Annotated in this window: 21 protein-coding genes; 12 read left to right on the top strand and 9 right to left on the bottom strand. The window is 68.9% G+C overall.

From position 1 onward, the window contains the following. The first annotated feature begins 153 nt into the window (after positions 1-153). From ACWDTD_RS06100 to ACWDTD_RS06090, 3 genes are read left to right on the top strand one after another with little or no spacing between them, the layout of a single operon-like run. On the top strand, positions 154-2,400 hold the full coding sequence (locus ACWDTD_RS06100; RefSeq protein ID WP_449746176.1) for a glycerol-3-phosphate 1-O-acyltransferase: 2,247 nt from the start codon (positions 154-156) through the stop codon (positions 2,398-2,400). Further along, complete coding sequence (locus ACWDTD_RS06095) at positions 2,400-3,887, top strand: HAD-IB family hydrolase (protein WP_449746175.1); 1,488 nt, start codon at positions 2,400-2,402, stop codon at positions 3,885-3,887. Before ACWDTD_RS06100 ends, ACWDTD_RS06095 begins: the two co-directional genes overlap by 1 nt. After that, complete coding sequence (locus ACWDTD_RS06090) at positions 3,884-5,317, top strand: wax ester/triacylglycerol synthase domain-containing protein (RefSeq protein ID WP_449746174.1); 1,434 nt, start codon at positions 3,884-3,886, stop codon at positions 5,315-5,317. The genes ACWDTD_RS06095 and ACWDTD_RS06090 overlap by 4 nt, the downstream gene beginning before the upstream one ends. A gap of 28 nt (positions 5,318-5,345) precedes the next feature. Here the strand turns inward: ACWDTD_RS06090 and ACWDTD_RS06085 are convergent, their stop codons facing one another. Further along, positions 5,346-5,981: a YoaK family protein gene (locus tag ACWDTD_RS06085; protein WP_449746173.1), complete on the bottom strand. Its 636-nt coding sequence runs from the start codon at positions 5,979-5,981 to the stop codon at positions 5,346-5,348. A gap of 39 nt (positions 5,982-6,020) precedes the next feature. After that, positions 6,021-7,019 (bottom strand): class II fructose-bisphosphatase, encoded by a 999-nt coding sequence (glpX, locus tag ACWDTD_RS06080; RefSeq protein ID WP_449746172.1) that lies wholly within the window; start codon positions 7,017-7,019, stop codon positions 6,021-6,023. Between the two features lie 156 nt (positions 7,020-7,175). On the opposite strand from glpX, the gene ACWDTD_RS06075 reads away from it, so the two are divergent. Both ACWDTD_RS06075 and ACWDTD_RS06070 read left to right on the top strand, forming a co-directional pair. After that, positions 7,176-7,745: a DUF4245 domain-containing protein gene (locus ACWDTD_RS06075; RefSeq protein WP_449746171.1), complete on the top strand. Its 570-nt coding sequence runs from the start codon at positions 7,176-7,178 to the stop codon at positions 7,743-7,745. Between the two features lie 48 nt (positions 7,746-7,793). Continuing rightward, positions 7,794-9,380, top strand: a complete 1,587-nt coding sequence (locus tag ACWDTD_RS06070; protein ID WP_449746170.1) for an FMN-binding glutamate synthase family protein — start codon at positions 7,794-7,796, stop codon at positions 9,378-9,380. A gap of 19 nt (positions 9,381-9,399) precedes the next feature. Here ACWDTD_RS06070 and ACWDTD_RS06065 read toward each other — a convergent pair whose 3' ends face one another. From ACWDTD_RS06065 to ACWDTD_RS06055, 3 genes are read right to left on the bottom strand one after another with little or no spacing between them, the layout of a single operon-like run. Then, positions 9,400-9,714, bottom strand: a complete 315-nt coding sequence (locus ACWDTD_RS06065; protein ID WP_449746169.1) for an exodeoxyribonuclease VII small subunit — start codon at positions 9,712-9,714, stop codon at positions 9,400-9,402. Continuing rightward, positions 9,711-10,994 (bottom strand): exodeoxyribonuclease VII large subunit, encoded by a 1,284-nt coding sequence (gene xseA, locus ACWDTD_RS06060; RefSeq protein WP_449746168.1) that lies wholly within the window; start codon positions 10,992-10,994, stop codon positions 9,711-9,713. The genes ACWDTD_RS06065 and xseA overlap by 4 nt, the downstream gene beginning before the upstream one ends. Further along, a complete protein-coding gene (locus tag ACWDTD_RS06055; protein WP_449746167.1) occupies positions 10,991-11,737 on the bottom strand; it encodes a lipid droplet-associated protein in 747 nt (248 codons plus the stop codon). The genes xseA and ACWDTD_RS06055 overlap by 4 nt, the downstream gene beginning before the upstream one ends. A gap of 68 nt (positions 11,738-11,805) precedes the next feature. Here ACWDTD_RS06055 and ACWDTD_RS06050 point away from each other — a divergent pair, with 68 nt between their 5' ends. Further along, positions 11,806-12,759 carry a 4-hydroxy-3-methylbut-2-enyl diphosphate reductase gene (locus tag ACWDTD_RS06050; protein ID WP_449746166.1) on the top strand — a complete coding sequence of 318 codons (954 nt, stop codon included), beginning with the start codon at positions 11,806-11,808 and terminating at the stop codon, positions 12,757-12,759. A 90-nt stretch (positions 12,760-12,849) separates the two neighbouring features. Here ACWDTD_RS06050 and mycP read toward each other — a convergent pair whose 3' ends face one another. Beyond that, on the bottom strand, positions 12,850-14,253 hold the full coding sequence (gene mycP / locus ACWDTD_RS06045; RefSeq protein ID WP_449746165.1) for a type VII secretion-associated serine protease mycosin: 1,404 nt from the start codon (positions 14,251-14,253) through the stop codon (positions 12,850-12,852). A gap of 2 nt (positions 14,254-14,255) precedes the next feature. Next, positions 14,256-15,809 carry a type VII secretion integral membrane protein EccD gene (eccD, locus tag ACWDTD_RS06040; protein ID WP_449746164.1) on the bottom strand — a complete coding sequence of 518 codons (1,554 nt, stop codon included), beginning with the start codon at positions 15,807-15,809 and terminating at the stop codon, positions 14,256-14,258. Between the two features lie 139 nt (positions 15,810-15,948). Here eccD and eccCa point away from each other — a divergent pair, with 139 nt between their 5' ends. From eccCa to ACWDTD_RS06010, 6 genes are all read left to right on the top strand, one after another. Next, positions 15,949-20,052, top strand: a complete 4,104-nt coding sequence (gene eccCa / locus ACWDTD_RS06035; protein ID WP_449746163.1) for a type VII secretion protein EccCa — start codon at positions 15,949-15,951, stop codon at positions 20,050-20,052. A gap of 21 nt (positions 20,053-20,073) precedes the next feature. Further along, the gene (locus tag ACWDTD_RS06030; protein ID WP_449746162.1) at positions 20,074-21,381 is read left to right on the top strand and encodes a type VII secretion-associated protein; all 1,308 of its coding nucleotides are present in this window, start codon (positions 20,074-20,076) and stop codon (positions 21,379-21,381) included. 179 nt (positions 21,382-21,560) lie between these two features. Next, a complete protein-coding gene (rplM, locus tag ACWDTD_RS06025; protein ID WP_449746161.1) occupies positions 21,561-22,004 on the top strand; it encodes a 50S ribosomal protein L13 in 444 nt (147 codons plus the stop codon). Beyond that, a complete protein-coding gene (gene rpsI / locus ACWDTD_RS06020; RefSeq protein ID WP_449746160.1) occupies positions 22,001-22,600 on the top strand; it encodes a 30S ribosomal protein S9 in 600 nt (199 codons plus the stop codon). The genes rplM and rpsI overlap by 4 nt, the downstream gene beginning before the upstream one ends. A 1-nt stretch (position 22,601) precedes the next feature. After that, positions 22,602-23,957 carry a phosphoglucosamine mutase gene (gene glmM, locus ACWDTD_RS06015; RefSeq protein ID WP_449746159.1) on the top strand — a complete coding sequence of 452 codons (1,356 nt, stop codon included), beginning with the start codon at positions 22,602-22,604 and terminating at the stop codon, positions 23,955-23,957. After that, positions 23,954-24,643, top strand: a complete 690-nt coding sequence (locus ACWDTD_RS06010; protein WP_449746158.1) for an HAD family hydrolase — start codon at positions 23,954-23,956, stop codon at positions 24,641-24,643. The genes glmM and ACWDTD_RS06010 overlap by 4 nt, the downstream gene beginning before the upstream one ends. On the opposite strand, the gene ACWDTD_RS06005 is transcribed toward ACWDTD_RS06010, so the two are convergent. Beyond that, positions 24,611-25,339, bottom strand: coding sequence for a cation diffusion facilitator family transporter (locus ACWDTD_RS06005; protein WP_449746157.1), 729 nt, complete (start codon positions 25,337-25,339; stop codon positions 24,611-24,613). The genes ACWDTD_RS06010 and ACWDTD_RS06005 overlap by 33 nt on opposite strands. After that, a complete protein-coding gene (locus ACWDTD_RS06000; RefSeq protein ID WP_449746156.1) occupies positions 25,339-25,686 on the bottom strand; it encodes an ArsR/SmtB family transcription factor in 348 nt (115 codons plus the stop codon). The genes ACWDTD_RS06005 and ACWDTD_RS06000 overlap by 1 nt, the downstream gene beginning before the upstream one ends. Positions 25,687-25,834 lie beyond the last annotated feature (148 nt).

The raw sequence follows: 25,834 nt of genomic DNA, 5'->3' as shown, positions 1-25,834 counted from the left end.
CTCCAACGTCGCGGATGCGGGCCCGGCGGAGCGAGGGGTCTGCGCAGGGTCCCGCGGTGCGGCGGGGAGCAAGGAGGCGATAGTGTGCGATGAATCACAATGGGGTGTACTAGTGATCCGATGCGGGTTGTGAAGCCCCGGGAGGAGTCAGCTGTGGCCGAGATCGTGCTTGCCGAGGTCCGCACCGAATGCGAACGGGAGGCGGTGACCGACTGGATGTCGGTGAGCCATCCCGATGCGAGTCTGCAGACCCTCGACGAGATCGACCCGCAGCGCATCGACCACGACACGATGCTGATCCCGGCCAGGGTGGTGTGGCTGCCGCCGGTGCGAAAGGGGGAGCGCCGGGTGTCGGTTGCCGATGTGCTCGCGCTGTCGAATCCGCGACGTCCCCCGGCGTTCCGTCAGGCGGCGATCCGCAAGCGCGCCCCCGACCGCGTCCGGGTGGTGGCGGGGGAGGCGGCCACCGTCGAAGAGCTGCAGAAACGTCACGAACAGTCGTCGGCCGAGGGTGAGGACTTCGCTGCGTTCATCGGGCTGCAGGCGTCGTTGTCGGCCGAACGCGCCGAACGCCAGCTCATCGGGGACCGCTACAAGGTGCCCAAGCTGGTGGCCGAACAGATCGGTTCGTCGGCGCGGTTCCGTGCGAACGCGGAAAAGCTCGCCGCCGAGCTCGGCCGGCCGGTGACCGCGGTGATGCACGAGACCATCGACAAGATGTCGACGTTCGTCGCCACCCAGAGCCGGCTGATGGACGACATCTTCTCCTCGGTGTTCCGGCAGCTCTACCAACGCACCTGGACGATCGCCGTCGACCTCGACACGCTCGGAAAGCTGCGCAGCCTCAACAAGACCCACGGTCTGATCTTCCTGCCGTCGCACCGCTCGTACGTCGATCCGCTGGTGCTTGCAGAGGCGCTGCGCGGCCACGACTTCCCGCCGAACCTGGTACTCGGCGGCAACAACCTGGCGCTGTGGCCGGTGGCACCGGTCGCTCGTCGCGCGGGCATAATCTTCATTCGTCGCAAGTTCGGCAAGGATCCGGTCTACAAGTTCGCCATGCGCTCGTATCTTTCGTTCATCGTGGAGAAGCGCTTCAACCTCGAGTGGTACATCGAGGGTGGTCGTAGCCGCACCGGCAAGCTCCGCCCCCCGATGATGGGCCTGCTCAACTACGTGGTGGACGCCGTCGAGCAACTCGACGGTCCGGACATGATGGTGGTACCGACCTCGATCGTGTATGACCAGCTCCAGGAGATCTCCGCGATCGCCCGCGAGAACGCCGGTGGCGTGAAGAAGCCCGAGGACATGACGTGGCTGTTGAAGTACGCGAAGGCGCAGCGCCAGTACTCCGGAGAGGCACGCGTGCGATTCGGTGAGCCGTTCTCGCTGCGTGAGGCCATCGCCGAGAACGCCGACGACCCGGCCAAGCTGGAGAAGATCGCCTTCAAGGTGATGGACGAGATCAACGCCGCCACACCGATCTCGGCGACCTCACTGGCCGGATTCGCGTTGCTGGGCGCCTGGAACCGGGCCTACACGGCCTCGGAGATCGAGGACATCCTCGCGCCGCTGCTGCACTACGTCGAGGCTCGCGGGTTACCCGGTCCCGACCCCGCGCTGTGTCGCGGTCTGGGCCTGCAGTCCACGCTGCGCGAACTGACCGACGCCGGCGTACTCACCTATTACGGTGGCGGTGTCGCCGACGTGTGGTCGATCGCCCCCGACAGTCACACCGTGGCGGCGTACTACCGCAACGGTGCGCTGCACCACTTCGTGGGCCGCTCCATCGTCGAACTCGCGCTGATCGCCGCGGTGGAGCGCGAACCCCACGCCGATCGCGACCGATCGTTGGCCGCCTCACAGGAGGAGGCGCTGCGCATCCGCGACCTCCTCAAGTTCGAGTTCTTCTTTCCGCCCAAGCAGGAGTTCCTGCACCGCCTCGGCGCCGAGATGGACATCATCTCGCAGGAATGGCGGGAGGTGGCGCCGACCGCCACGTGGCTCGACGAGACCTTCCGCGCCACGTCGGGCGCATTGTTCGCACGACGGACGCTGCAGCCGTTCTTCGACGCGCAACTGGTGGTGGCGCGCCGCCTCGTGGCCACCGACGCCGCGGCCGTCGACAAGGACCAACTGATCGCCGACTGTCTCGGACTCGGCACCCAGCTGGCGATGCAAGGTGTTGTGCGGAGCAAGGATTCGGTGTCGAAGGAACTCTACGATGCCGCGTTCCGGCTGGCCGACAACCGCGGACTCGTCGACTCCGGCGGACCCGGTGGCACGGCCGGAGGCGACGTGGCGGCCGGACGCAGACTCTGGCTCGCCGAGGTCGAGGAGATGCGTGAGCGACTCGCGCTCATCGCCACGATCGAGGCCGAACACCTGCGGGCCGCGTGATGACCGCGTTGCAGGACCGCCTCGACGAGATCCGTTCGGCACCGCGCGGCAAGCAGATCGGCGCGTTCTTCGATTACGACGGCACGCTGATCGAGGGCTTTTCGGCGACAGCGATCTTCGGTGAACGGATCCGCAGCATGCAGTTCGGTCTGGGCGAGGTCGCCGACTTCATGCTGATCGGGCTGCGCGGCGTGGAGTCCGAACAGGACTATGCCGAAGTCCTCGAAGCCACCAAACCGACGTTCGCCGGCCGGACCTACGACGAGCTCATCGCCATGGGGGACAATCTGTTCCGGCGCGAAACCGCCGCCAAGATCCGGCCGCAGATGTGGCAGATCCTCCAGGCGCACCGCCAGATGGGTCACCGCATCGTGGTGGCGTCGTCGGCCACCCGCTTTCAGATCGAACCCATCGCCCGCGAGATCGACGCCGACCACGCGCTGGCCACCGACGTCGAGGTGATCGACGGCGTCGTCACCGGTGAGGTGCTGGGACGGCCGCTGTGGGGGCCCGGAAAGGCCGCCGCCGTGCGGGCGCTGGCACGCCGCTACGACATGGACCTCGACGCGTCCTTCGCCTACAGCGACGGCAACGAGGACATCCCCTACCTGGAGAGTGTGGGGCACCCCACCGCCGTCTCGCCGGGGCGGACCCTGCGCCGTGAGGCGCAGGAACGTGGCTGGCCGATCCTTGACCTGCGCAATCCCACACACAACAGGTTGGGCATGGTGCTGCGGACCAGCGCGATGTACGGGTCCTTCCTCACCGGCGCGGCCGCGGGTGTCGTCGGTGGACTCGTGCGCCGGGGTCATTCGGTGGAGATGATGCAGACCGGTATCGCCGGAGGCAACGACGTGGGGCTCACCTTGGCCGGGGTGGAGGTCGAGGTGGTGGCCGGCGAGGAGAACCTCACCGAGAGCCGTCCGTGCGTCTTCGTGTTCAACCACCAGTCCAAGCTGGATCTGCCCGTCCTGATCCACCTGGTGCGCCACCGCGCCACCGGGGTGGCCAAACGTGAGATCCAGCAGCTACCGGTGTTCGGTCAGATCCTCGACGCGGCAGGACTGGTGTTCATCGACCGGGCCGACGCGGGCAAGGCCATCGACCAGCTCGAGCCCGCGGTGCGCGCGCTACGCGACGAGGGGATGTCGTTGGTGGTCGCTCCCGAGGGCACCCGATCGCCCACCCCGCGCGTGGCGCCGTTCAAGAAGGGACCGTTCCACATCGCGATGCAGGCCGGCGTGCCCGTGGTGCCGGTGGTCCTGCGTAATGTGGGCGAATTGATGTGGCGCGGTGCGCAACTCGTGGCGCCCGGCACCGTCGAGGTGCAGGTGCTGCCGCCCGTCGACACGTCGGCGTGGCGCGCCGAGGATATCGGCGAGCACGCCGAGGAGGTCCGGCAGATGTTCATCACGACGCTCGCCGAGTGGCCGGACCATTCCCTCTCCGACCCCGAGTCGGCCGCGACCGTGGAGGTGGCCCGATGAGCGACGATCAGCCCCTGTCGTGGGGCACCGAACCCCATATGAGTCCGGTCGACACCGTGATGTGGCGTGGTGACTCCGACCGCCGGTTGCGGGGCACGATCTCGATGCTCGAGATCTACGACTGCGAACCCGACTGGGATCGCCTGCTCGCCGCGCACGACTGGGGCAGCCGCATGGCGCCGCGCTTCCGGCAGCGCGTGATCGAATCACCGTTGCGGACCGGCACCCCGAGCTGGTCGGTGGACCCCGAATTCGATCTGCACTATCACGTCCGGCGGATCCGGCTGGCCGGGGACGGCTCGATGCGCGAGTTGCTCTCGACCTGCGAACAACTCGCGATGACCGCCCTCGACCCGGCGCGCCCGCCCTGGGAGGGCTATCTCATCGTCGGTCTCGCCGACGGCAAGGCCGCCTACTTCGCCAAGGCACACCACGCGCTCACCGACGGACTCGGCGCGATTCTGGCTCTCGCGCAACTGCATTCGCGATCGCGCGAGCCGATGACCGACAAACCGCAGCCGCCGGTGCCCGCGCCCACCAACATCTCCGCCCTCGAAGTACTGCGCCGGCAGGTCGGCGAGGAACTCTCCCACGTGCCCTACCGCGTCGAAACCGCGCTGCGGGGGGCCTGGGCGCTGACCGATCCCAAACGCGCGTTGAGCAAGGTGCTGCGGTACGGGCGGTCGGTGCCGCGGGTGGCGGGGATGGTCAGCCCGCCCGGATCGCCGTTGCTCGCCGCGCGGAGCCTGTCCTGGCGGTTCCTCGCCTTCGAGGTTCCCTTCACCGAGCTGAAGGCGGCCGCGACCGCCACCCGCGCGTCGATCAACGACGTGTACCTCGGTGGCCTGATCGGCGGATTCCGCATCTATCACGAAAAGCTCGGCAGCACCGTCGATGCCATCCCCGTCGCCATCCCCATCTCGGTGCGTCGTCCCGAGGATCCCGAGGGCGGCAACCGGATCGCGGTGGGCAGGCTCGCCGGACCGATGGGTATCGACGACCCCTTCGAACGGGTGCTGACCATCCGCGAACAGGTGCGCGCCGCCCGGACCGAACCGGCCGTCGACATCTTCAACGCCCTCGGTCCGCTCCTGGCGTGGGTTCCCGGTGGTCTGCTCGGGCAGTTCAGCGGCGCCACCAGTCAGAACGACCTGCAGGCCAGCAACGTGCCCGGCATCCCGTGGGAGACCTACGTGGCCGGGGCAAAGGTGGAGCGGCTCTTCCCGTTCGGCCCGCTGCCCGGATGTGCGGTGATGGCCACGATGATCACGCACAACGGCACGGCGTGTCTGGGGCTCAACTGCGACGGTGCATCGATCACCGAGCCGGACCTGTTCGCCGATTGCATCGTCGCGGGATTCGGCGAGGTGCTCGACCTCGCCGCGTCGACGGAAAGTGGCCCGCGAACCGGCATGCGGCGGTTCGGCTGATCGGTGGTTCGGCTGGATGGCCGGCGGCTCAGTCGGGGCGCCGGGGGAGTGCGATCGCGACGACGAGGCCCGCGACCGCGATCCACATCGCCGACAGTCCGAGCGTCCGGTAGCCGATCCCGCCGGCGGTGGCGCCACCGGCGAACACGAGCCAGGCGAACAGTGTGCCCACCCATTGCCACGGGGTGTCGGTCCTGATGCCGTACACCAGTTGCTGCGCCGCCTTCACCAATGTGCCGGTGACATAGGTCAATCCGACGTGGATGTCGGACGACCGCGAGAGCGTGGTGTTGATCATGCCGCCGCTGATCGCCACCAGGATGAGGCCTGCGGTGGGTGATGCGGTGGTGGCCACGAGGCTGCCGAGTGCTGCCGACGCCGCCGTGGTCGACGTCTGCACCAGATGCCGCCGCGGCCCACCCCACCGGGTGATCACATTGCCGAGGACGTTGCCGAGGAAAAAGCAGGCGATGAGCGCGCCGGCCAGCGCCGCCGGATGCCAGTGGCCGGTGCCCACCGATTGGCCCAGGATCGTCGTGTTACCCGACATGAACGCGACGAAGGAGCCTCCGAGCACCGTGAACGCGATCGCGTCGAGAAATCCCGCTGCCGCGAGCAGTGTGAACGCGAGGAGACGATCCGACGAAGCCGATGCGGTGGGCACAGGCGAAGAGTACTCAGGACCTCACGGGCCCGGGGACGCTCAGCCGAGGTCGAGGCGGGCGTACTCGCGCAGTTTGGCGGTCTTGTGCACCGACTCGACGCGCCGGATGGTGCCCGACTTGGAGCGCATCACCAGCGATCGGGTGGTGGCGCCGGTCGGCCGGTAGGTGACCCCGCGCAGCATGTCGCCGTTGGTCACGCCGGTGGCGCAGAAGAACGAGTTCTCGCCACGCACCAGGTCGTCGGTGCCCAGCACCCGGTTCAGGTCGTGGCCCGCGTCGATCGCCTTGCGGCGCTCCTCCTCGTTGCGCGGCCAGAGCTTGCCCTGGATCTCGCCGCCCATGCACTTCATCGCGACGGCGGTGATGATGCCCTCCGGGGTGCCACCCACCCCCATCAGCATGTCGACGGTGCTGTAATCGCCTGCGGCGGCGATCGAACCGGCCACGTCGCCGTCGGAGATGAGCCGGATCTTGGCGCCCGCCTGCCGGATCTCGCCGATCAGGTCGGCGTGGCGGGGGCGGTCGAGGACCACCACGGTCAGGTCACCCACGTCGATGCCCTTGGCCTTGGCCACCGAGTTCACGTTCCACTCGACGGATTCCTCGATGTTGATCGCGCCCTTGGCCTCGGGGCCCACCGCGATCTTGTCCATGTAGAACACCGCCGACGGGTCGTACATGGTGCCGCGCTCGCTCACCGCGATCACCGCGATGGAGTTGGGGCGGCCCTCGGCCATCAGCGTGGTGCCGTCGATCGGGTCCACCGCGACGTCGCAGTCGGGGCCGTCGCCGTCGCCGACCTCCTCGCCGTTGTAGAGCATCGGGGCCTCGTCCTTCTCGCCCTCGCCGATCACCACCACCCCACGCATCGACACCGTGGAGAGCAGTTCGCGCATCGCGTCGACGGCCGCGCCGTCGCCCTTCTTCTTCTCACCGCGACCCACCCAGCGTCCGGCGGCCAGCGCCGCCGCCTCGGTGACGCGGACCAATTCCATTGCCAGATTGCGATCGGGGGCCTGATTGATGGAAGGGGACATGTCCGGGTGACTCCTCGACGTCGGCGCGATGCTCAGTCTCCTCATCTTCGCATGTCACACCGAGTGACCGTGCACGCACCCGAGGTTGAGACGCTGCCCACGCGCTGCCGCCCGGCCGTGACGGCGCGATTCGGATGTCTGGGATACTCGGATGCCATGGCGAGCAAACCGCGCATCATGATCGGCGGCAAGGACATGATCTGGACGCTGATCCCGCTGCTGGCGGTGTGCGCCCTGGTGGCGATCGCGTCGCAGAACTGCTCGGTGGGACTCACCGGAACGGCATCCGACGACCGGACCCCCGCCTACGACGTGCACAACGGTCTGGCCGCCGACGCCCGCGTGATGGCGTTCCCGATCCGCCGTCCACCCACCCCGCAGGGATGGAAACCCAACTCCGGCAGCACCGGCGAGATCGCCGGCAAGCAGTCGAGCAATGTCGGGTGGATCACCGCACCGGGTGCCTACCTGCAACTCACCCAGACCGATGCGAGCGAGGACGCCCTGGTCGGCGAACTCGGCGGCGACGACGTGTCGTCGGGGACCGGTGTCCGGCAGATCGGTGGCCACAAATGGGTCACCTACTCCACCTACGACGGCGACAAATTCTGGATCACCGACCTCGGTGACGTGCGGATCGCCGTGATGTCCAAAGGCCCCGATTCGGACATGGAGACGATGGCGGCATCCGTGCTCGCCCAGCAACCGCTGTCCCGGACGGGCTAGGTTGGCCTAAACGCCCAACCGCGACGCACGGGTGGGTACAGTCCCACCGTGACTCGTGTGCTCGCCGTGGCCGCCCTCGTGGTGCTGGCCGTCGCATCGATCGTGGCCGCCGTTGCGGGACCGTGGGATTGGATCATTCCCGCGGTGCTGCTCACCCTGCTCGCCGCGGTCGGGGTGTACGACCTCGCGCAGCGACGCCACTCGATCCTGCGGAACTATCCGGTGCTCGGGCACGCGCGGTTCCTGATGGAGGGGCTGCGTCCGGAAATCCAGCAGTACTTCATCGAACGCAACTTCGACGGCCGGCCGTACGACCGCGACACCCGCTCGCTGATCTACGAACGCGCCAAGGGCACCGCCGCCGAACTGGCCTTCGGCACCGAACGCGACATCGACCGCGAGGGCTACGAGCACCTGGTGCACTCCTCGGCGCCGGTGGATCCGCCCGCCGAGCCCTACCGGGTGCGGGTGGGTGGACCCGACTGCACCCAGCCGTACGACATGGCGCTGCTCAACGTGTCGGCGATGAGTTTCGGTGCGATCTCCGCGAACGCGATCCGGGCGTTGAACAACGGCGCCCGCAAGGGTGGTTTCGCCCACGACACCGGCGAGGGCGGACTGACCCCGTATCACCTGGGCGGGGCGGACCTCATCTGGGAGATCGGGTCGGGCTACTTCGGAACCCGCACCGCCGACGGGCATTTCGACCCGGTGCAGTTCGCCGACAAGGCGGCCACCGACGAGATCAAGGCCATCTCGGTGAAACTGAGCCAGGGAGCCAAACCGGGGATCGGCGGTGTGCTCCCGGGAGCCAAGGTGACCCCGGAGATCGCGCGCTACCGCGGTGTGCCGGTGGGACAGAAATGTGTCAGTCCCGCAGCACATTCGGCGTTCTCCACGCCGCGTGAACTCATGGCATTCATGGGGCGCCTGCGGGAACTCTCCGGGGGCAAACCCGTGGGGTTCAAGCTGTGCGTCGGGTCGCGCGTCGACGTACTGGCCATGTGCAAGGCGATGCGCAGCGAACAGATCACACCCGACTTCATCATCATCGACGGCGCCGAGGGCGGAACCGCCGCGGCGCCGCTGGAATACGAGGACCACATCGGGCTACCCCTGACCGACGGCCTGATGACCATGCACAACGCCCTCGTGGGTACCGGGCTGCGCGACCGGATACGCTTGGGCGCCGGCGGCAAGGTGGCTTCGGGCAACGACATCGTCAAGCGCTTGATCCAGGGAGCCGATTACACCAACGCCGCCCGCTCGATGATGATGGCGACCGGCTGCATCCAGTCGCAGCGCTGCCACACCAACCACTGTCCGGTGGGCGTGGCCACCCAGGACCCGCGCCGCGCACGAGCACTCGACGTCGACGACAAGAGCGAGCGGGTGTACCGCTATCAGCACGCGACCGTGGCGCAGGCGATGCGGATCATGGCCTCGATGGGGATCACCGATCCGGCACAACTCAATCCGCATCTGCTGCGCAAGCGGGTGTCGTCCACCGAGCAGCGTTCCTACGCCGAGATCTTCGAATGGCTGTGTGTGGACCAGCTTCTGGTGGACCCGCCGTCATCGTGGATGGACGACTGGACACGGGCGTCGGCGGATTCGTTCCGCCCGGCCTGCTAGGACTGCTCCGAAGCCCGGATCAGTCCTCGTCGTCTGCGTTCTCGTCGTCTGCGTCGTCGTCGTCGAATTCGTCTGTGCCGTCGCCGGTTTCGTCTGGCTCGCCGTTCTCGTGAGCCAGGGCCGCCTCGATCCGCTCGCGCGCGCCGGTCAGATGCTCCTCGCACCGGTCGGCGAGTGCCTCGCCGCGCTCCCACAGGGCCAGGGACGAGTCGAGGTCGAGGCCACCGCGTTCGAGCGTGGTGACCACCTCGACGAGTTCGTCGCGGGCCTGTTCGTAACCGAGCTCCGTCACCGGTATCGCCTTGGCGGACTTGCCTTTCGCCGGATCGCTCACGACTGACTCCTCTTCTCGTCCCGGGTGTTCTCGTCGGTGACCCGCGCCGGCGCGGCGCCGTCGGCCACCCGGATACGCAGTTCGGCACCCGCGGGCAAGTCCGCTACCGTACTCACCACCACGGGTGAACGGCCATCGACGCGCTGCACCACGGCGTACCCGCGGGCCAGGGTCTGCGCGGGCCCCAGCGTGGCGAGGCGGGCCGACAGGTGTTCGTGCCGGCGTTCCTCGGTGTCGAGCAGCCGGGTGACGTCACGGCGGATGTCGGCGCGCATCCGGTCGACCCGTTCGGCACGCCGGTCGATCATCGAGTATGGGTCGGCCAGCACCGGACGATCGCGCAGCCCCGCCAGCCGATGCTCCTCGCGGTACACCCAGTTGCGCAGGGCGCGCGCGGCACGGCCGCGCATCTGCGCGACTCCGGCGAGTTCGGCGGCCACGTCGGGCACCACCCGTTTGGCCGCGTCGGTGGGAGTTGCCGCGCGGACGTCGGCAACCAGGTCGAGTAGCGGGGTGTCGGGTTCGTGGCCGATGGCGCTGATCACCGGGGTGACGCAGGCGGCGACCGCGCGCAGCAGCGCCTCGTCGGAAAACGGGAGCAGGTCCTCCACGCTGCCCCCGCCGCGGGCGATGATGATCACGTCGACCTCGGGATGGGCGTCGAGGTCGGCGAGCTGAGCGAGGATGCGCGCCACCGCGGTAGGCCCCTGCACGGGGGCATCACGCACCTCGAAACGCACCGACGACCAGCGGCCGGCCGCCACGCTCATCACGTCCTTCTGCGCGGCACTGGCACGGCCCGAGATGAGGCCCACCGCACGCGGCAGGAAGGGCAGCGGTCTCTTGAGCCGCGTGTCGAACAGTCCCTCCGCGGCCAGCAGCTGCCGGAGCCGTTCGATGCGCAGCAGCAGCTGTCCGATGCCGATGGGCCGGATGTCGGTGACCCGCAGCGAGATGGTGCCCCGGCCGGGATAGAACTCGGGTCGGCCGAGCATCACCACGTGGCTGCCTTCGCTGAGCGGCACCTCGGTGCGGGCCAGCAGGTCCGGGTTGCAGGTGACGGTGATCGAGATGTCGGCGGCGGGATCACGCAGGGTGAGAAACGACAGCCGCGTGCCTCGCCGCGGCGAGATCTGGGTCACCTGGCCCTCCACCCAGATCTGACCGAGCCGGTGCACCCAGTCGCCGATCTTGCGGTTGACGGTGCGGACCGGCCACGGATTGTCGGCGGAGTTGCTCGACGCCGTGTGTTCGCCACGGCCGGGGGTGGGACCTGTCACGTGGGGGTGTGGCGCTTGTTCTGCGCGACGATCCTGTTGTCGAGCATGGTGAGGAACGGTGCCCGGTCCCGGGTGGCCTTCTCGTAGTCGGCGAGTGCGGTGAGATCGTCGACGCCCACCGACCGCAGCTTGGCGCGTAGCTGGGCGAGGGTCAACGAGTCGTATTCGATGTAGTCGACGATCTCGGGTTTGTCGACGTCGGATACGGAGTTCTCGTCCGTCTGGGCGGCGCCCTTGTGGGCGGCGGCATCGGCTTCGATGAGCTCGGCGGGGGCCGAACTGTACAGCGCGAACCGCCCGGCGTCGGCGCGCGCGGTGGGTGCCGGGTCGGCCGCGGCCTTCTTCGCCGTTGCCGCGGGTTTCGCCGTTGCCGCGGGTTTCGCCTTTGCTGCGGGTTTCGCCGTGGATGCGGTTGTCGGTGTGGGCGCCGCTTTCGGTTCGGGTGCTGCCCGGGGTTTCGGTTCCGCAGGCGGCGCGGGGGCCTCGATCTCGTCGGCCTCGTCCTCGTCGAAACGGGCCCATTCGGGCTGCTCGGCGGGCCGGTCGAAGAGCAACTCGATGGCCTCGTCGCCCTTGATCGCGAGTTCGGCGATGCCCTGCTGGGCCTTCATCCCCGCCTGCAGGGTCTGGCTGACCGCCGTCATCGGAAGGGTGAACAGCAGTGTGGGCAGCTTGCGGGTTTCCTCGATCGCCACGACGAGTAGACCTGCGGCGATGCGAGCCGGATACGGTGCGCGAACCATGGTCACACTCTGCCATCTGACACAGCGGGCACCAACCCGGAGGTCACCAAACCCGTACGCTTGGTCTCATGTCCGTTCCGAAACGTGTCCTGCTCGCCGAACCGCGTGGTTACTGCGCCGGGGTCGATCGTGCGGTCGAGACCGTCGAACGCGCCCTCGACAAGCACGGTGCCCCCGTGTACGTACGCAAGGAGATCGTCCACAACCGGCATGTGGTGGAGACGCTCACCGAACGGGGCGCGGTGTTCGTCGGCGAGACCGATCAGGTGCCCGAGGGCGCGATCGTGGTGTTCTCCGCACACGGCGTGTCCCCGGAGGTGCATCGCACCGCGGCCGCACGGAATCTGCAGACCATCGACGCCACCTGCCCGCTGGTCACCAAGGTGCATCAGGAGGCCAAGCGGTTCGCCCGCGACGACTACGACATCCTCCTGATCGGTCACGAGGGCCACGAGGAGGTCGAGGGGACCGCCGGTGAGGCGCCTGAGCGCATCCAGCTCGTCGACGGTCCCGACAGCGTCGACCGTGTCGAGGTGCGCGACGAATCGAAGGTGATCTGGCTGAGTCAGACCACGCTGTCGGTGGACGAGACGATGGAGACGGTGCGGCGACTGCGTGAGCGGTTCCCGCTGCTCAACGACCCGCCGAGCGACGACATCTGCTACGCGACGCAGAACCGTCAGGTGGCGGTGAAGGCGATGGCACCGAGCTGCGACCTGGTGATCGTGGTGGGATCGAAGAACTCGTCGAATTCGGTGCGTCTCGTGGAGGTCGCGCTGCAGAACGGCGCGTCGGCGGCACACCTGGTCGACTACGCGCGCGAGATCGACCCCGCCTGGCTGGAGAACGTGAACACGGTGGGCGTGACCTCCGGTGCGTCGGTGCCCGAGGTGCTGGTCCGCGGCGTCATCGACCTGCTCGGTGAACACGGCTTCGGCACCGTCGAGAAGGTGACCACCGCCGAGGAGACACTCACCTTCGCACTGCCCCGCGAACTGCGGCCGGCCCGCACCGCGAACTAGGTTCTGCGGCGGCGTCGCACGCCCTTGTGCCGTATTTTCGTGTCGCCAGGTGACACGAAAATACGGCAGTAGTGCGTGAAGTCGGCGCGATCAGTACTCGTCCGGGTCGAGCGTGCGGACGCGTCGGTGCGGAAGCGACACCGCGAGCACGACGACGATCGCGACCGCGGCCGCGCCCACCCCGATCAGTGCGACGGTCCGCGCCGTGTGGTCCGCCGCCGGTGGCATCGCGGGCGCGGCGATCGGGTGCGGGGTGTCGGCGTCCGGAGCCGGCGACGCCGCGAGTTCGGCGGTCAGCGCGGCGACGGGATCGATCACGCCGTACCCGATGGCCGTGTCGTGCCCCGGGCCGGGAGCGTGCGCGGTCCGCACGATCCGATCCATCACCTGCCGTGCCGTCAGATCCTTGTGCGATGCACGGATCAGCGCCGCCAAGCCCGCCACGTACGCGGTGGAGAAACTGGTGCCGCGCAACGGAACCGGCCCTTGCGCATCCTGCTGTGCGAACACCGGCCGCCCCGAACCGTCGACGCTCACGATCTCGGTGCCCGGCGCGGCCACACTCACCCACGGGCCGTGCAGGCTGAAATCGCTCGGCGCGCCGCTGCCCGCGTCCACCGACCCCACTGTCAGCACGTACGGGGAGAACCAGGCGGGACTGGCCACCGTGGAGACGGATTTCCAACCCAGCGGGTCGTCGCCCAGGGGTGCCGCATTCTGGGTGCCGCACGCCGAACTGCGGGTGAGGTTGCCCGCGGCCACCACGACCACCACGTTGCGGTCGAAGGCGTAGCGGACCGCGGCGCCCAGTGAGCGGTCGTTGAGTTTGGTGCCCGCGGGAGCACACGCCACCTCGGAGATGTTGATGACCGTGGCGCCCAGGTCGACGGCGCGGACCACCGCATTGGCCAGGGTGCGCACCGATCCGTATCCGCCGCCGACGTGGGGATCGTCGTCGTTGCGGTCGTTCTTCGCCTGAAAGGTGTTGCTGGACTGCCTGATCGAGATGATCGTTGCGTCCGGGGCCACTCCGGCGAAGGTGTCGTTCGCGCTGGGCGCACCGGCGATCAGGCCGGCGACGAGGGTGCCGTGCACGTCGCAGTCGGAGAGTCCGTCGCCGGTGGAGACGTAATCACCGCCGCCCTGCACGCGGCGCAACCGGGGATTGGGGGTGACGCCGGTGTCGATGACCGCAACCCGCTGGCCGCCACCGCGACTGATGCGCCAGAGTTCGGGGAGGTTCATCATCTCCTGCGCGGCACTCGGCGACGAGTGGCCGATGGCGGGAACGGTGGTGGCGCACAGGGTTCGTTGCTCGGTAGGCCCGGGCGGTGTCACCGGTGCCGAGCGCACCAGCGCCCCGGGGTCGATCGTCGGCGGACCCAGTGCCACGGCGGGCGCCGCACCGAGCAGCGCGGCCAACGCGACGCAGAGCAGGACGGTCACGGTCGCCGACACGGTGCGCGCGCCGACCGCACAGGCGGCTGAGGGCACCGTCAGATCTCCCGGACCATCTGGTAGAGATCGAGAACCCACAACAGCAGCGGCACCACGAGGGCGAGCAGGATGTACTCGACGATCTCCGCGGAGCGGCGCATGACGGGGGAGAAGTCGTTCTGCGGAGCGATGACACCGAGGACGAACGCGCCGATCGCGATCGCCACGGCCACCGCGAACCCGACGACCGGCCAGTTGTGCGCACCGAAGGCGAGGCCCACCGTCACCGCGAGCAGCGTGGCGGTGCCGCCGGCGATCAGCGTCGACGCCTGGGCCAGGTCGCTGTGCGAGCGACCGCGCAGACACAGCGCGGCGCCGATGACGGCGGCGTAGATTACCCGCTTGGCGTCGAAACCCGACAGGGGGTCGGCGGCCAGCACGGCCGCGGTGGCCGTGATCAGGGTGACGCCGCCGACGATCCCGGTGAGATACGCATTGGCCAGCCGGGAACGGCGTTCGAGCGCGTCGGCCTTGGGCAGTGCCATCGCGCCGATCGCGCCGATGCCCTCGATCGCGGGTGCCGGCTGTGCGGCGTCGAGGTCGATGGGTGCACCCGCGGTGGGTACCGGGGGCAGCGGCAGTTTGGCGAGCAGAATGGTTGCGCGGGGCGCCATTCCGATCACCGCGAGCCCCACGGCGGCGGTCACGGCCGCCACCTCGGGAACCCTGCCCTCCCACACCATCGCGCCGACACAGGCCAGCGCACCCAGCAACGCCGCCGACGTCAGCGCGCTGTGGGTGACCGGGCCCACCGCGGTGACGCGGTAGGAGAGCGTCGCCGCCAGCAGCACCAGCGCGGCACCCAGACCCAGATGGGCGGCGCCGTATCCGCCGGGTGGGATCAGCATCCCGCTGACGAAGACCAGCGGCATCGCCGTCGCCGACAACACGGTGGCGGTGAGTGCGTCGCGATAGTGTCGCGCGACGATCACCGCGGCCACCAGGAAGCCCACGGCGGCGACACCGCTCAGTGCGGCCACCCAACTGCCCGTGCCCGCGATACGGGCCGCCCCCAGACTCACCGCGGCGATCAGCGACGCCGCGAGAGCGACCACATAACCGGCGTTACGGGCGGCGGTGGCCGACCACGCCGAGAATCCGGACTCATTCAGCCGGGCGACGGCGTCGACGACGTCGTCGAACAGGATCGGGGTTTCCCCGGTGCGTACCGATTGCAGGATGAGGAGGTCGCCGTCGCGGATACCGGACTCGCTCAACGACCTGTTGGGTGCTATCGGGTCACCGCCACCGACGAGCGCCAGGGTCCAACGGTGCTGTCGGTCATGTGGACGACCACCGGGACTCGCGCCGGGATCGGATTCGGGATCGTCGGGATCTCGTCGTACCGGTGAGCGGGATTCGATCTGCGCCACCAGTTCCGGGATCAGCGCCGCCACCGGGATCGCGGCGGGCAGCCCCACGTCGAGCTGGGTGTTGCCGCCCAGTACCGAGACGCGTACCAGCGCCGGTTCGATCCCCACGTCCGTGCGGGCGGGGCGCCGCTCGCGCCCCGGACCGACGCCCGACGCCGGCGCTGTGTCCACAGAAGTCATGACCTTCGATACCTCCCCGCCGGTTTCGCAGTTAACATAGCGAACCACGACGACGCCGACCAAGCGCGGTTTCTACAGGCTGCCGAGGCGGGCGGTGGAAACCGGCCGGGCAGGCGTCAACACCGATTCGGGGGAAGCATTGGCAGTCACGACGGAGGGATTCGTGCGGCGTGCGCGGATCACCCCGCCCCGCACTCCCGGTGGTGAGCTGGCCATCGCGCCCCCGCCCGACGTTCCGCGCGTGGTGCCCGGCGGCATGCTGATGAAGTTGCTGCCGGTGGTGATGATCGTCGCGGTGATCGGCATGATCGCGATGATGTTCGCCACCGGCGGGCGCAGCATCCTGAGCAATCCGCTGTTCATGATGTTCCCGCTGATGATGGTCATGTCGATGATGGGCATGTTCGCCGCGGGCGGTCGTGGCGGCGGCAAACGCGCGGCCGAGCTCAACGAGGAGCGCAAGGACTACTTCCGCTATCTCGGTCAGTTGCGCACCCAGGTTCTCGACACCGTGGAGGCGCAGCGCGCCGCACTCACCTGGTCTCACCCCGACCCCACCGCACTGCTCGGGGTGGTGGGCAGCAGGCGGATGTGGGAACGGCGGCCGCAGGACCCCGACTTCGCGCACGTGCGGGTCGGTGTGGGATCGCAGGGCCTCGCGACCCGGCTGATGCCACCGGAGACCGGTCCGCTCGAGGATCTCGAGCCGGTGTCGATGGTGGCGTTACGTCGTTTCGTGCGAACCCATTCGGTGGTGCACCGGTTACCGACGGCGATCTCGTTGCGCGGATTCCCGGCGGTCAACATCGAAGGGGCACGCCAGGAGACGCGAGATCTGGTGCGCGCGATGGTGGTGGAACTGTGCGCGTTCCACGGTCCCGACCACCTGCGCATCGCCATCATCACCGGTGATCCGGCGGGCGAGGCGTGGGACTGGACCAAGTGGCTGCCGCAGGCGGGGCACCCCGGGCTGCGCGACGCCGTGGGACCGATGCGCATGCTGTACCCGACACTTACCGACTTCGAGAACTCCATGGCCACAGACCTTCTCGAGCGAGGTCGGTTCAGCCGGTCGGCGCCGCCGACACCCGGCCGCCCACACCTCGTGGTGATCATCGACGACGGGCAGGTGACCGGGGACGAACGTCTGGTCAACGATGCCGGGATGGAAGGCGTCACCATCGTCGACCTCACCGCACCGCCGGACGGTCTCGCCGCCCGGCGCGGCCTGCAGCTGGTGGTGCGTAACCGAAAGGTGCTCGCCCGCAGTGCGGTTGGGGTCGAGGAGTTCGCCGACATGGATTCGGTGACGATCGCCGAGGCCGAGACCATCGCGCGGCGGATGGCCCGCTATCACCTCGCGACCGCGGCCAGCCTGGCCAACCTCGACTCCGAGGCCACCAGCAGCGACCCCGGTCTCCCCGCGCTGCTCGGCATCGACGACATGGCGCGATTCGAACCCGAGATCGCCTGGCGCGGCCGCACCGGGCGTGACCGGCTCCGCGTGCCGATCGGCTACACCCCCAACGGCACCCCGGTGGAACTCGACATCAAGGAAAGCGCCCACGGTGGCACCGGACCGCACGGATTGTGCATCGGCGCAACCGGTTCGGGAAAGTCGGAGTTCCTGCGCACCCTCGTGGTGTCGATGCTGGCCACCCATTCGCCGACCGAGCTCAACCTGGTCCTCGTCGACTTCAAGGGTGGCGCCACGTTCCTCGGGCTCGAGGCCGCACCGCATGTCTCCGCGATCATCACCAACCTCGAGCAGGAACTCGCGATGGTGGACCGCATGCGCGACGCACTCTCGGGCGAGATGAATCGGCGCCAGGAGATCCTGCGTGCGGCAGGCAATTTCGCCAATGTCAGCGACTACGAGCAGGCGCGCGCGTCGGGGGTGCGGCTCGAACCGCTGCCCGCGTTGTTCATCGTGGTCGACGAGTTCTCCGAGTTGCTGGCGCAGAAACCGGATTTCGCGGAGCTGTTCGTGGCGATCGGACGCCTGGGCCGGTCCCTGCACATCCACCTGCTGCTGGCCTCGCAGCGACTCGAGGAGGGCAAGCTGCGTGGACTCGACAGCCACCTGTCCTACCGCATCGGATTGAAGACGTTCTCGGCCAACGAGTCCCGTTCGGTGCTGGGCGTGCCCGACGCCTACCATCTACCCAGCGTGCCCGGCTCGGCCTACCTCAAATGCGATGCGTCGGACCCGTTGCGGTTCAACACCTCCTACGTGTCGGGCCCCTACCATTCGCCGTCGGCTCACGAGTCCGAGGTCGACGCCCCGCTGGTGGAACGCGGCGGCGGGCGAATGAAGTTCTTCACCGCCCTGCCGGTACCGTTCGACCACGATCACGACGACGCCGTCGCCGAGGTCTCCTCCGGGTCGGTGCTCGATGCGGCCGCCGCGCTGCTCGACGAGGTACCACCCGTGGCAGGGGAGGACGCCGACGAGGACAACGCCGACGTGGTGGGGGTCGGCGTGCCGACGCTCCTGCAGACGCTGATGGAGCGCATCCGCGGCCACGGTCCGGCCGCGTACGAGGTCTGGTTGCCGCCGCTCGACGAGTCCTCGACGGTCGATCAGATGGTGGGTGCGCGTGACTTCACCGTCGCGGCGGCACCCGGACGGCTGCAGGTGCCCGTGGGTATCGTCGACCGTCCCTACGACCAGCGACGTGACCTGCACATCCTCGACCTCGCCGGGGCGGCGGGCAACGTGGCGGTGGTGGGCGGTCCGCAGTCGGGCAAGTCGACCGCGGTGCGCACGCTGATCATGTCGGCGGCAGCCACGCACACCCCCGAACAGGTGCAGTTCTACTGCCTCGATTTCGGCGGCGGCAGCCTCACCGGCATCGCCGGGCTGCCCCACGTGGGGTCGGTGGCCTCCCGCGGCGACATGGATGCCGTGCGCCGCACCGTCGCCGAGGTGTCGACGATCCTGCGCAATCGCGAACTGCTGTTCTCCCGCTTGGGTATCGAGTCGATGCACGACTACCGCGCCCGGCGCGGTGAGTGGTTCGCAACCGGCCGCCTCGCGCCCGACGATCCACTCGCCGAGGATCGTCACGGCGACGTGTTCCTGGTGTTCGACGGTGTGGGCGTGCTGCGCGGTGAGTTCGACTTCCTAGAAGACCAGATCCACGTGCTCGTCTCGCAGGGCCTGAGCTACGGCGTCCACGTGGTGGTGACCGCCACCCGCTGGGGTGAGATCCGGCCCGCGATGCGCGACCTCATCGGCAGCAGACTCGAATTGCGGCTCGGCGACGCGATGGATTCGGAGATGGGCCGTCGTGCCGCGTCGTCGGTGCCGCAGAACCGGCCCGGCCGCGGCCTCACCGGTGACGAACTGCACATGCTGATCGCGCTGCCGCGCCTCGACGGCGTGTGCACCGCGCAGACGCTGACGGCCGGAGTGGTCCAGGCCGTGGAGAAGCTTGCCGCGGCGTATCCGGGTCGCGGTGCGATGAAGGTTCGCAAACTCGGCACCGAGATCACCCCTGACACCGTGCACGACCTCGTCGCATCGTCGGGAATCACGTTGGCGCCCAACCAGGTGGCGATCGGGCTCGGCGAGCTCGAGTTGTCCCCGGTGATCCTCGACTTCACCACGCAACCGCATTTCATGGCGTTCGCCGACGTCGAGCACGGCAAGACGAATCTGTTGCGCAGCATCGTGACCGGACTCGTCGGGAATTCGACGCCCGAGCAGTGCAAGATCGTGTTGGTGGATTACCGGCGGACGATGCTCGGCATCATCGACGGCGACCACCTGGCCGGGTACGCGAGTTCCGGGGAGAACGCCACCAAGATGATGCATCAGCTCGCGGCGTACTTCACCAAACGGCTGCCGCCCGAAGACCTCACGGTGCAGCAGCTCAAGGACCGCAGCTGGTGGTCGGGTCCCGACGTCTACGTGATCGTCGACGACTACGACATGGTGGCCACCTCGGGTGGAAATCCGTTGCAGCCCTTGGTGGATCTGGCCTCCCACGCGCGCGACATCGGCATGCACATCGTGCTCGCCCGCCGCTCCGGCGGCCTGGGCCGCGCGATGTTCGACCCGGTGATCGCCCGGCTCAAGGACCTCTCCAGCGACGTCCTGCTGATGAGCGGCGACCGCGATGAGGGCTACATCGTCGGTCGGGCGCGGATGCAACAACTCGTTCCCGGCCGCGGTGAACTGATCTCACGGACGCGTCCGCAGGAGATGATCCAGATCGCCCATCTGGTCGAGCAGTGAGATCGCAGGTGTGAGAACCGTATGACGGTCACCGACCGGTCCGCCGCACCCCGGCCACGACCCCTCGTGCTCGATCCCGTCTACGCGACGGGCACCGAGGCCGCAGCGCTGCGCGGGATGCTCGAATCCGTCGACGCGGCGACCGTGCCGGTCGCGGGCGGGCGGCGGTTCACCCGGGATGTGTTGCGTGACACGCTGGGTGCGGCGATCGCCGCCGCCACACCCGGCGCGAATGACACGCGGCCGGTGGTGATCGGCTATCCCAGCACGTGGGGTGCGGTGCGCCGGGCGGTGCTCGCCGCGGCGGTGGCCGACCTACCCGTCGACGTGTCGCTGGTCCCGCGCGCGGTGCTGATCGCCCGCAGTCACAGCGACGTCGCGATGCAGCGGTGCGCGGTGGTGGAGACCACGCACGTCCCCGGCTATCCGGTCGATCCCGCACACCCGCTGCCGCGCAGTTGGGATGTGCAGCGACTGACCCGCGGTGCCGACGGCTGGGTGATCGATCGCAGCGGCGTGATCGGCCCGGACGGACCGGCCGATCGGGTGGAGTCGCTCATCGACGACTCGGTGGAGGCCGTGTTCGTCGACGGCGAGGTTCCCGCGGAGGTCTCCGATGCCATGGACTTGGTGAGGGCGCATGTCGTCGCGGGCCGCGTGGTGGGTGTCGACCACCCACTGATCGCCCGCTACGGCGCCCGTTCGGGGCTGATCGAGCCGATGACGCACGTCGTGGACCCCGCCGGAGGTGCCGACTCCTCGTCACGACCGTCCACGCGTCGTCGATGGGTGTGGGCTGCTGCGGCGGTGGCACTGGTGGTGGCGGTCGGGGCCGCGGTGGTGGGGGTATGGCAACGCGACGAACAGCCTCCCGATCCGACACGGCAACTCAGCGTCGGGCGGACCTCCCTCATCGTCCCGACCGACTGGCAGCAGAGTTCACCACCGCCGCCGAGCGGATCGGCGGGCACCGCCGACACCGTGTCGCGGACGGTGTTCACCGATCCCGCCACCGGAGGCCGCATCCTGCTGGTGCAGACCGAGGTGCGATCGGGATCGACCACCGAGTCGGTGGCCACCAGCCTGGCCAACCGGATCCGGCAGCGCGGTGACGACGTGGTGACCGAGTTCTCCGCGTCCACCCGATTCGCCGGACGTGACGTCATCGCCTACCGGGAGGCGCCCGCCTCGGGTTCGGCGATCCGCTGGTATGTACTGGTGGCCGGCGATCTGCAGGTCAGTATCGGATGTCAGGCGGGCTCCGACGGGCAACCGGTGGACGCGCAGTGCGCCACCGCCGTGGGCTCGGCGCGCGTCGCGGACGCGTGAGCGCGGCGGGCGTTTTGACCCTGACCTGCGCTCTCGCGTAAGCTGGATCGCTGGTGCGCGGCACCCGTCTGCCCTGGTGGCGGCGGGTCACCGAGGCCCGGGTCCCCATCGGTCGCCGGGAACTCCTCCGCCACGACACCCGACCGATACCCGAATCTCGTGAAAGAGAAGGACCGACTGTGCCTACCTACACCCCGAAGGCCGGTGACATCACACACTCGTGGCATGTCATCGACGCCACCGACGTGGTGCTCGGCCGGCTCGCCGTGCAGAGTGCCACTCTGCTCCGCGGCAAGCACAAGCCCACCTACGCCCCGCACGTCGACGGCGGCGACTTCGTCATCATCATCAACGCCGAGAAGGTTGCGCTGACCAGCAACAAGGCAGAGCGCAAGCTCAACTACCGCCATTCCGGGCATCCCGGTGGCCTGACGGTCCGGACGACTGCGGAGCTGCTGGAGTCCCACCCCGAGCGTGTGGTCGAGCAGGCCATCAAGGGCATGCTCCCGCACACCAAGCTCGGTCGCGCGATGGCCTCCAAGCTGAAGGTCTACGCCGGACCCAACCATCCCCACGCGGCCCAGCGCCCCGTCCCCTTCGAGATCAAGCAGGTGGCCCAGTGACCAACGAGAACATCAGCGACGAGGCCGTCGAGGCCGCCGTGGAGAACGCCGCAGCAGCACAGGCCGCGGCCGGTGACGATGTCGCCGCCGCCGAGACCGCTGTCGAGGAAGCCGTGGAGGCCGTCGAGACCCTCGAGAACGCCGACGACTACGACACCGACGTCGCGGCGGCCGCAGAGCCCGCCGTGGACCGTGGCCCCGTGGTCATCGACCACCCGATCCAGACCGTCGGCCGCCGCAAGGAGGCCGTGGTGCGGGTGCGTCTGCTGCCGGGCACCGGAGGCTTCCAGCTCAACGGCCGCACCCTCGAGGACTACTTCCCCAACAAGGTGCATCAGCAGCTGATCAAGGCCCCGCTGGTCACCGTCGAGCGCACCGAGTCGTTCGACATCTACGCCAAGCTCGTCGGCGGCGGCCCCTCGGGCCAGGCCGGCGCGCTGCGTCTCGCGATCGCCCGTGCCCTCATCGAGGTCACCCCGGAGGATCGTCCGGCACTGAAGAAGGCCGGCTTCCTCACTCGCGACCCGCGTGCGGTGGAGCGCAAGAAGTACGGCCTGAAGAAGGCCCGCAAGGCGTCGCAGTACTCCAAGCGCTGACTTGGCACGCCTCTTCGGAACCGACGGCGTCCGAGGCCTGGCCAACGACCAGCTCACCCCCGAGTTGGCGTTGCGCCTGGCCTCGGCCGCCGCGGTCGTTCTCGAAACTTCCTCCGGCATCGCACCCGGCCGTCCCCGGGTGGTGGTCGGTCGCGATCCGCGCGCCTCGAGCGAGATGCTCGAGGCGGCCGTCTGCGCCGGTCTCGCAGCGGTGGGTGCCGACGCGATCCGCGTCGGTGTGTTGCCCACGCCGGCGATCGCCTTCCTGACCGCCGACTACCGCGCCGATTTCGGCGTGATGATCTCGGCGTCGCATAATCCGATGCCCGACAACGGCATCAAGTTCTTCGGAGCCGGCGGGCACAAGCTCGACGACGACGTGGAGGACCGCATCGAGGCCGCGATGACCGGCGACCTCCCGCACCCGGTGGGTGCCGGGGTCGGTCGGCTGCGTGCGGCGCCCGACGCCCAGGCGCGGTACGCCGCTCACCTCGCCGAGACACTCGACGTCCGCCTCGACACGCTGACGGTAGTGGTCGACTGCGCCAACGGCGCGGCCTCGCAGGTGGGTCCGCTGGTGTTCGGCGCCGCCGGCGTGAACGTGATCCCCATCCACGCCGAACCCGACGGCATCAACATCAACGCCGACTGCGGCTCCACCCACATGGACAAGCTGCAGGCCGCCGTGCTCGAACACGGCGCCGATCTGGGCCTGGCACTCGACGGTGACGCCGACCGGTGCCTGGCCGTGGACTCCACCGGGCAGATCGTCGACGGCGACGCCATCATGGCCATCCTCGCCACCGCACTGCACGAGCAGCACCGGTTGCGCGACGGCGTGCTGGTGGCCACGGTGATGAGCAACCTCGGGCTGCACCTGGCGATGCGTGCCGCGGGCATCGAGGTGCGCACCACCGCGGTGGGCGACCGATACGTGCTCGAAGAGCTGCGCCGGGGCGGTTACACGCTCGGCGGTGAACAGTCCGGCCACATCGTGTTCCCCGCGGCCGGCACCACCGGCGACGGCGTGCTCACCGGGCTGCTGCTGATGCAGCAGCTGGTGCGGACCGGACGACGTCTGGCCGAGCTCGCTGCGGTGATGACGGTGCTGCCGCAGGAACTCATCAACGTGCGGGTGGACGACAAGCACGCCGTGGCCCGTGCCGAATCGGTGCAGGACGCGGTGGCCGCCGCCGAGGCCGAACTCGGCGCCACCGGCCGGGTGCTGCTTCGACCGTCGGGCACCGAACAACTCGTCCGGGTGATGGTCGAGGCGCCCACCGCCGACGTCGCGCGCGCGGTGGCCGAACGTATCGCCGACGTGGTGTCCACCGCGGGCACGGCAGTCGAGGCGTGAACACACCGCGGGCCGTACTCTTCGACTTCTCGGGCACACTGTTCCGGTTCGAGGCACGCGACGAGTGGTTCGCCGACCTGCACGACGAATCCGGTGCGCCGCTGCACGTCGAGCATCAGGCGGAACTGATCCGGCGGATGACCCAGCCGGTGGGTTTGCCCGCCGCAGTGACCGACGATGACCGGATCTCCTGGGAGCGCAGGGATCTCGACCCCGCCGAGCATCGGCGTGCCTATCTGGCGATCCTGCGGGCGTCGGGGCTGACGGTGCCCGGACACGCCGAGGCCCTGTACCAACGGGTGCTCGACCCGCAATCGTGGATGCCGTTTCCCGACACCGCCGACGTGCTGCGGGGTCTGTGCGAGAGCGGTGTGCCGGTGGGCGTCGTCAGCAACATCGCCTTCGACCTGCGTGCCGTCTTCGGGCTGCACGATCTGTTGGACACCGTTGGCGCATGGGCGCTTTCGTACGAGGTGGGGGCGATCAAGCCCAACCCGCGCATCTTTCACGCCGCCCTCGACGAACTCGGCGTGCCCGGCTATGACGCGCTGATGGTCGGCGACAGCGAGGAAGCCGACGGCGGCTCACGACGGATCGGATGCGCCTTCGAACTCGTCGCCGACGCCCCGGTCGCCGAGCGTCCCGATGCGCTGTTACGGGCGGTCGCCGCGCACGGACTGCGCTGAGATCTGCCCAGCCGCCGGGTCGCTGGCGTGATCGTTTGCGCAGCAACCACATTCGGTATCTTCCTGTGGTGACGGCGCACAGCACAGGCGCCCACGCCAGGCCTCGACGCCCTCCCGCACCGCGATCACCGCGATCACCAGGCCGGCCACCGGATCGGCCCACGACCAGCCCCAGAGTCCGTTCACCACAAGGCCGATCAGCAGCACCGCCGACAGGTAGGTGCACAGCAGGGTCTGCTTGGAATCGGCCACCGCCGACCGGGAGCCCAGTTCGCGCCCGGCGCGACGTTGCAGCCATGACAGCACCGGCATGATCACCAGACTCGCCACCGCCACACAGATACCGATCAGCGACGGCCGCGCGGGTTCGGCGACTCCCAGCAGGGTTGTCGCGGAATCGATCGTCACGTACGCGGCCAGGGCGAAGAAGGAGAACGCGATGATGCGCAGTGCGGTGTGCTCCCGGGTCTGCGGGTCGCGTGCGGAGAACTGCCAGGCCACGATGGCCGCCGACGACACCTCGATGACCGAGTCCAGTCCGAAGGCCACCAGCGCGGCCGACGACACGCGGGTGCCCTCGGTCAACGCCACGACCGCCTCGATCACGTTGTAGGCGATCGTCGCGGCCACCAGCCATCGAATCCGTCGCTGCAGGGCGGCGCGGCGGGTGGCGCCGGGGGTGATGGTTGCGCTCATCAGCAGCACCCGTCCGTCTCGGCATCGGGGCAGCAGGACGGGTCGACGGTGAGCACCAGGCCCATCAGATCGTCGAGTGCGCGACCGATGCCCGCGTCGGCGAGTTCGTATCGGGCGCGACGTCCCTCCGGCACCACCGCGACGAGTCCGCAGCCGCGCAGGCAGGCGAGGTGGTTGGACATCTTCTGACGGGACACGCCCAGCTCGTCGGCGAGATCGGCCGGGTACGCCGGACCGGTGCGCAGACGCAGCAGCACCCGGCTGCGTGTCGCGTCCGAGAGGGCATGACCGAAGCGGACGAGAGAGTCGAGAACGGGGGATTCGAGAACGGGGGAGCCGGAAGTCACCCACTGATGGTACAGCGATTTCTGTATTGCGAAACCGGGATATCCGGATGCGATCGCGTGCACGCGTGCGGCGATGGAACCCGTGGTGTGCCGGCTGCGTCTAGACTTCAACGCCATCACCGCGCACCTGGTCTGGTGGGCGCGCGTT

Source organism: Gordonia sp. NPDC003425 (genome assembly GCF_053588635.1).
The sequence above is the reverse complement of the archived record's forward strand: the minus strand, read 5'-3'. Positions and strand labels throughout refer to the sequence as shown.

Excerpts from the sequence above, each read along its gene's own strand:
- ACWDTD_RS06095 (WP_449746175.1), top strand. The coding sequence starts at position 2,400 with ATGACCGCGTTGCAGGACCGCCTCGACGAGATCCGTTCGGCACCGCGC.
- ACWDTD_RS06090 (WP_449746174.1), top strand. The coding sequence starts at position 3,884 with ATGAGCGACGATCAGCCCCTGTCGTGGGGCACCGAACCCCATATGAGT.
- glpX (WP_449746172.1), bottom strand. The coding sequence starts at position 7,019 with ATGTCCCCTTCCATCAATCAGGCCCCCGATCGCAATCTGGCAATGGAA.
- ACWDTD_RS06075 (WP_449746171.1), top strand. The coding sequence starts at position 7,176 with ATGGCGAGCAAACCGCGCATCATGATCGGCGGCAAGGACATGATCTGG.
- ACWDTD_RS06055 (WP_449746167.1), bottom strand. The coding sequence starts at position 11,737 with ATGGTTCGCGCACCGTATCCGGCTCGCATCGCCGCAGGTCTACTCGTC.
- ACWDTD_RS06050 (WP_449746166.1), top strand. The coding sequence starts at position 11,806 with ATGTCCGTTCCGAAACGTGTCCTGCTCGCCGAACCGCGTGGTTACTGC.
- eccD (WP_449746164.1), bottom strand. The coding sequence starts at position 15,809 with ATGACTTCTGTGGACACAGCGCCGGCGTCGGGCGTCGGTCCGGGGCGC.
- ACWDTD_RS06030 (WP_449746162.1), top strand. The coding sequence starts at position 20,074 with ATGACGGTCACCGACCGGTCCGCCGCACCCCGGCCACGACCCCTCGTG.
- ACWDTD_RS06005 (WP_449746157.1), bottom strand. The coding sequence starts at position 25,339 with ATGAGCGCAACCATCACCCCCGGCGCCACCCGCCGCGCCGCCCTGCAG.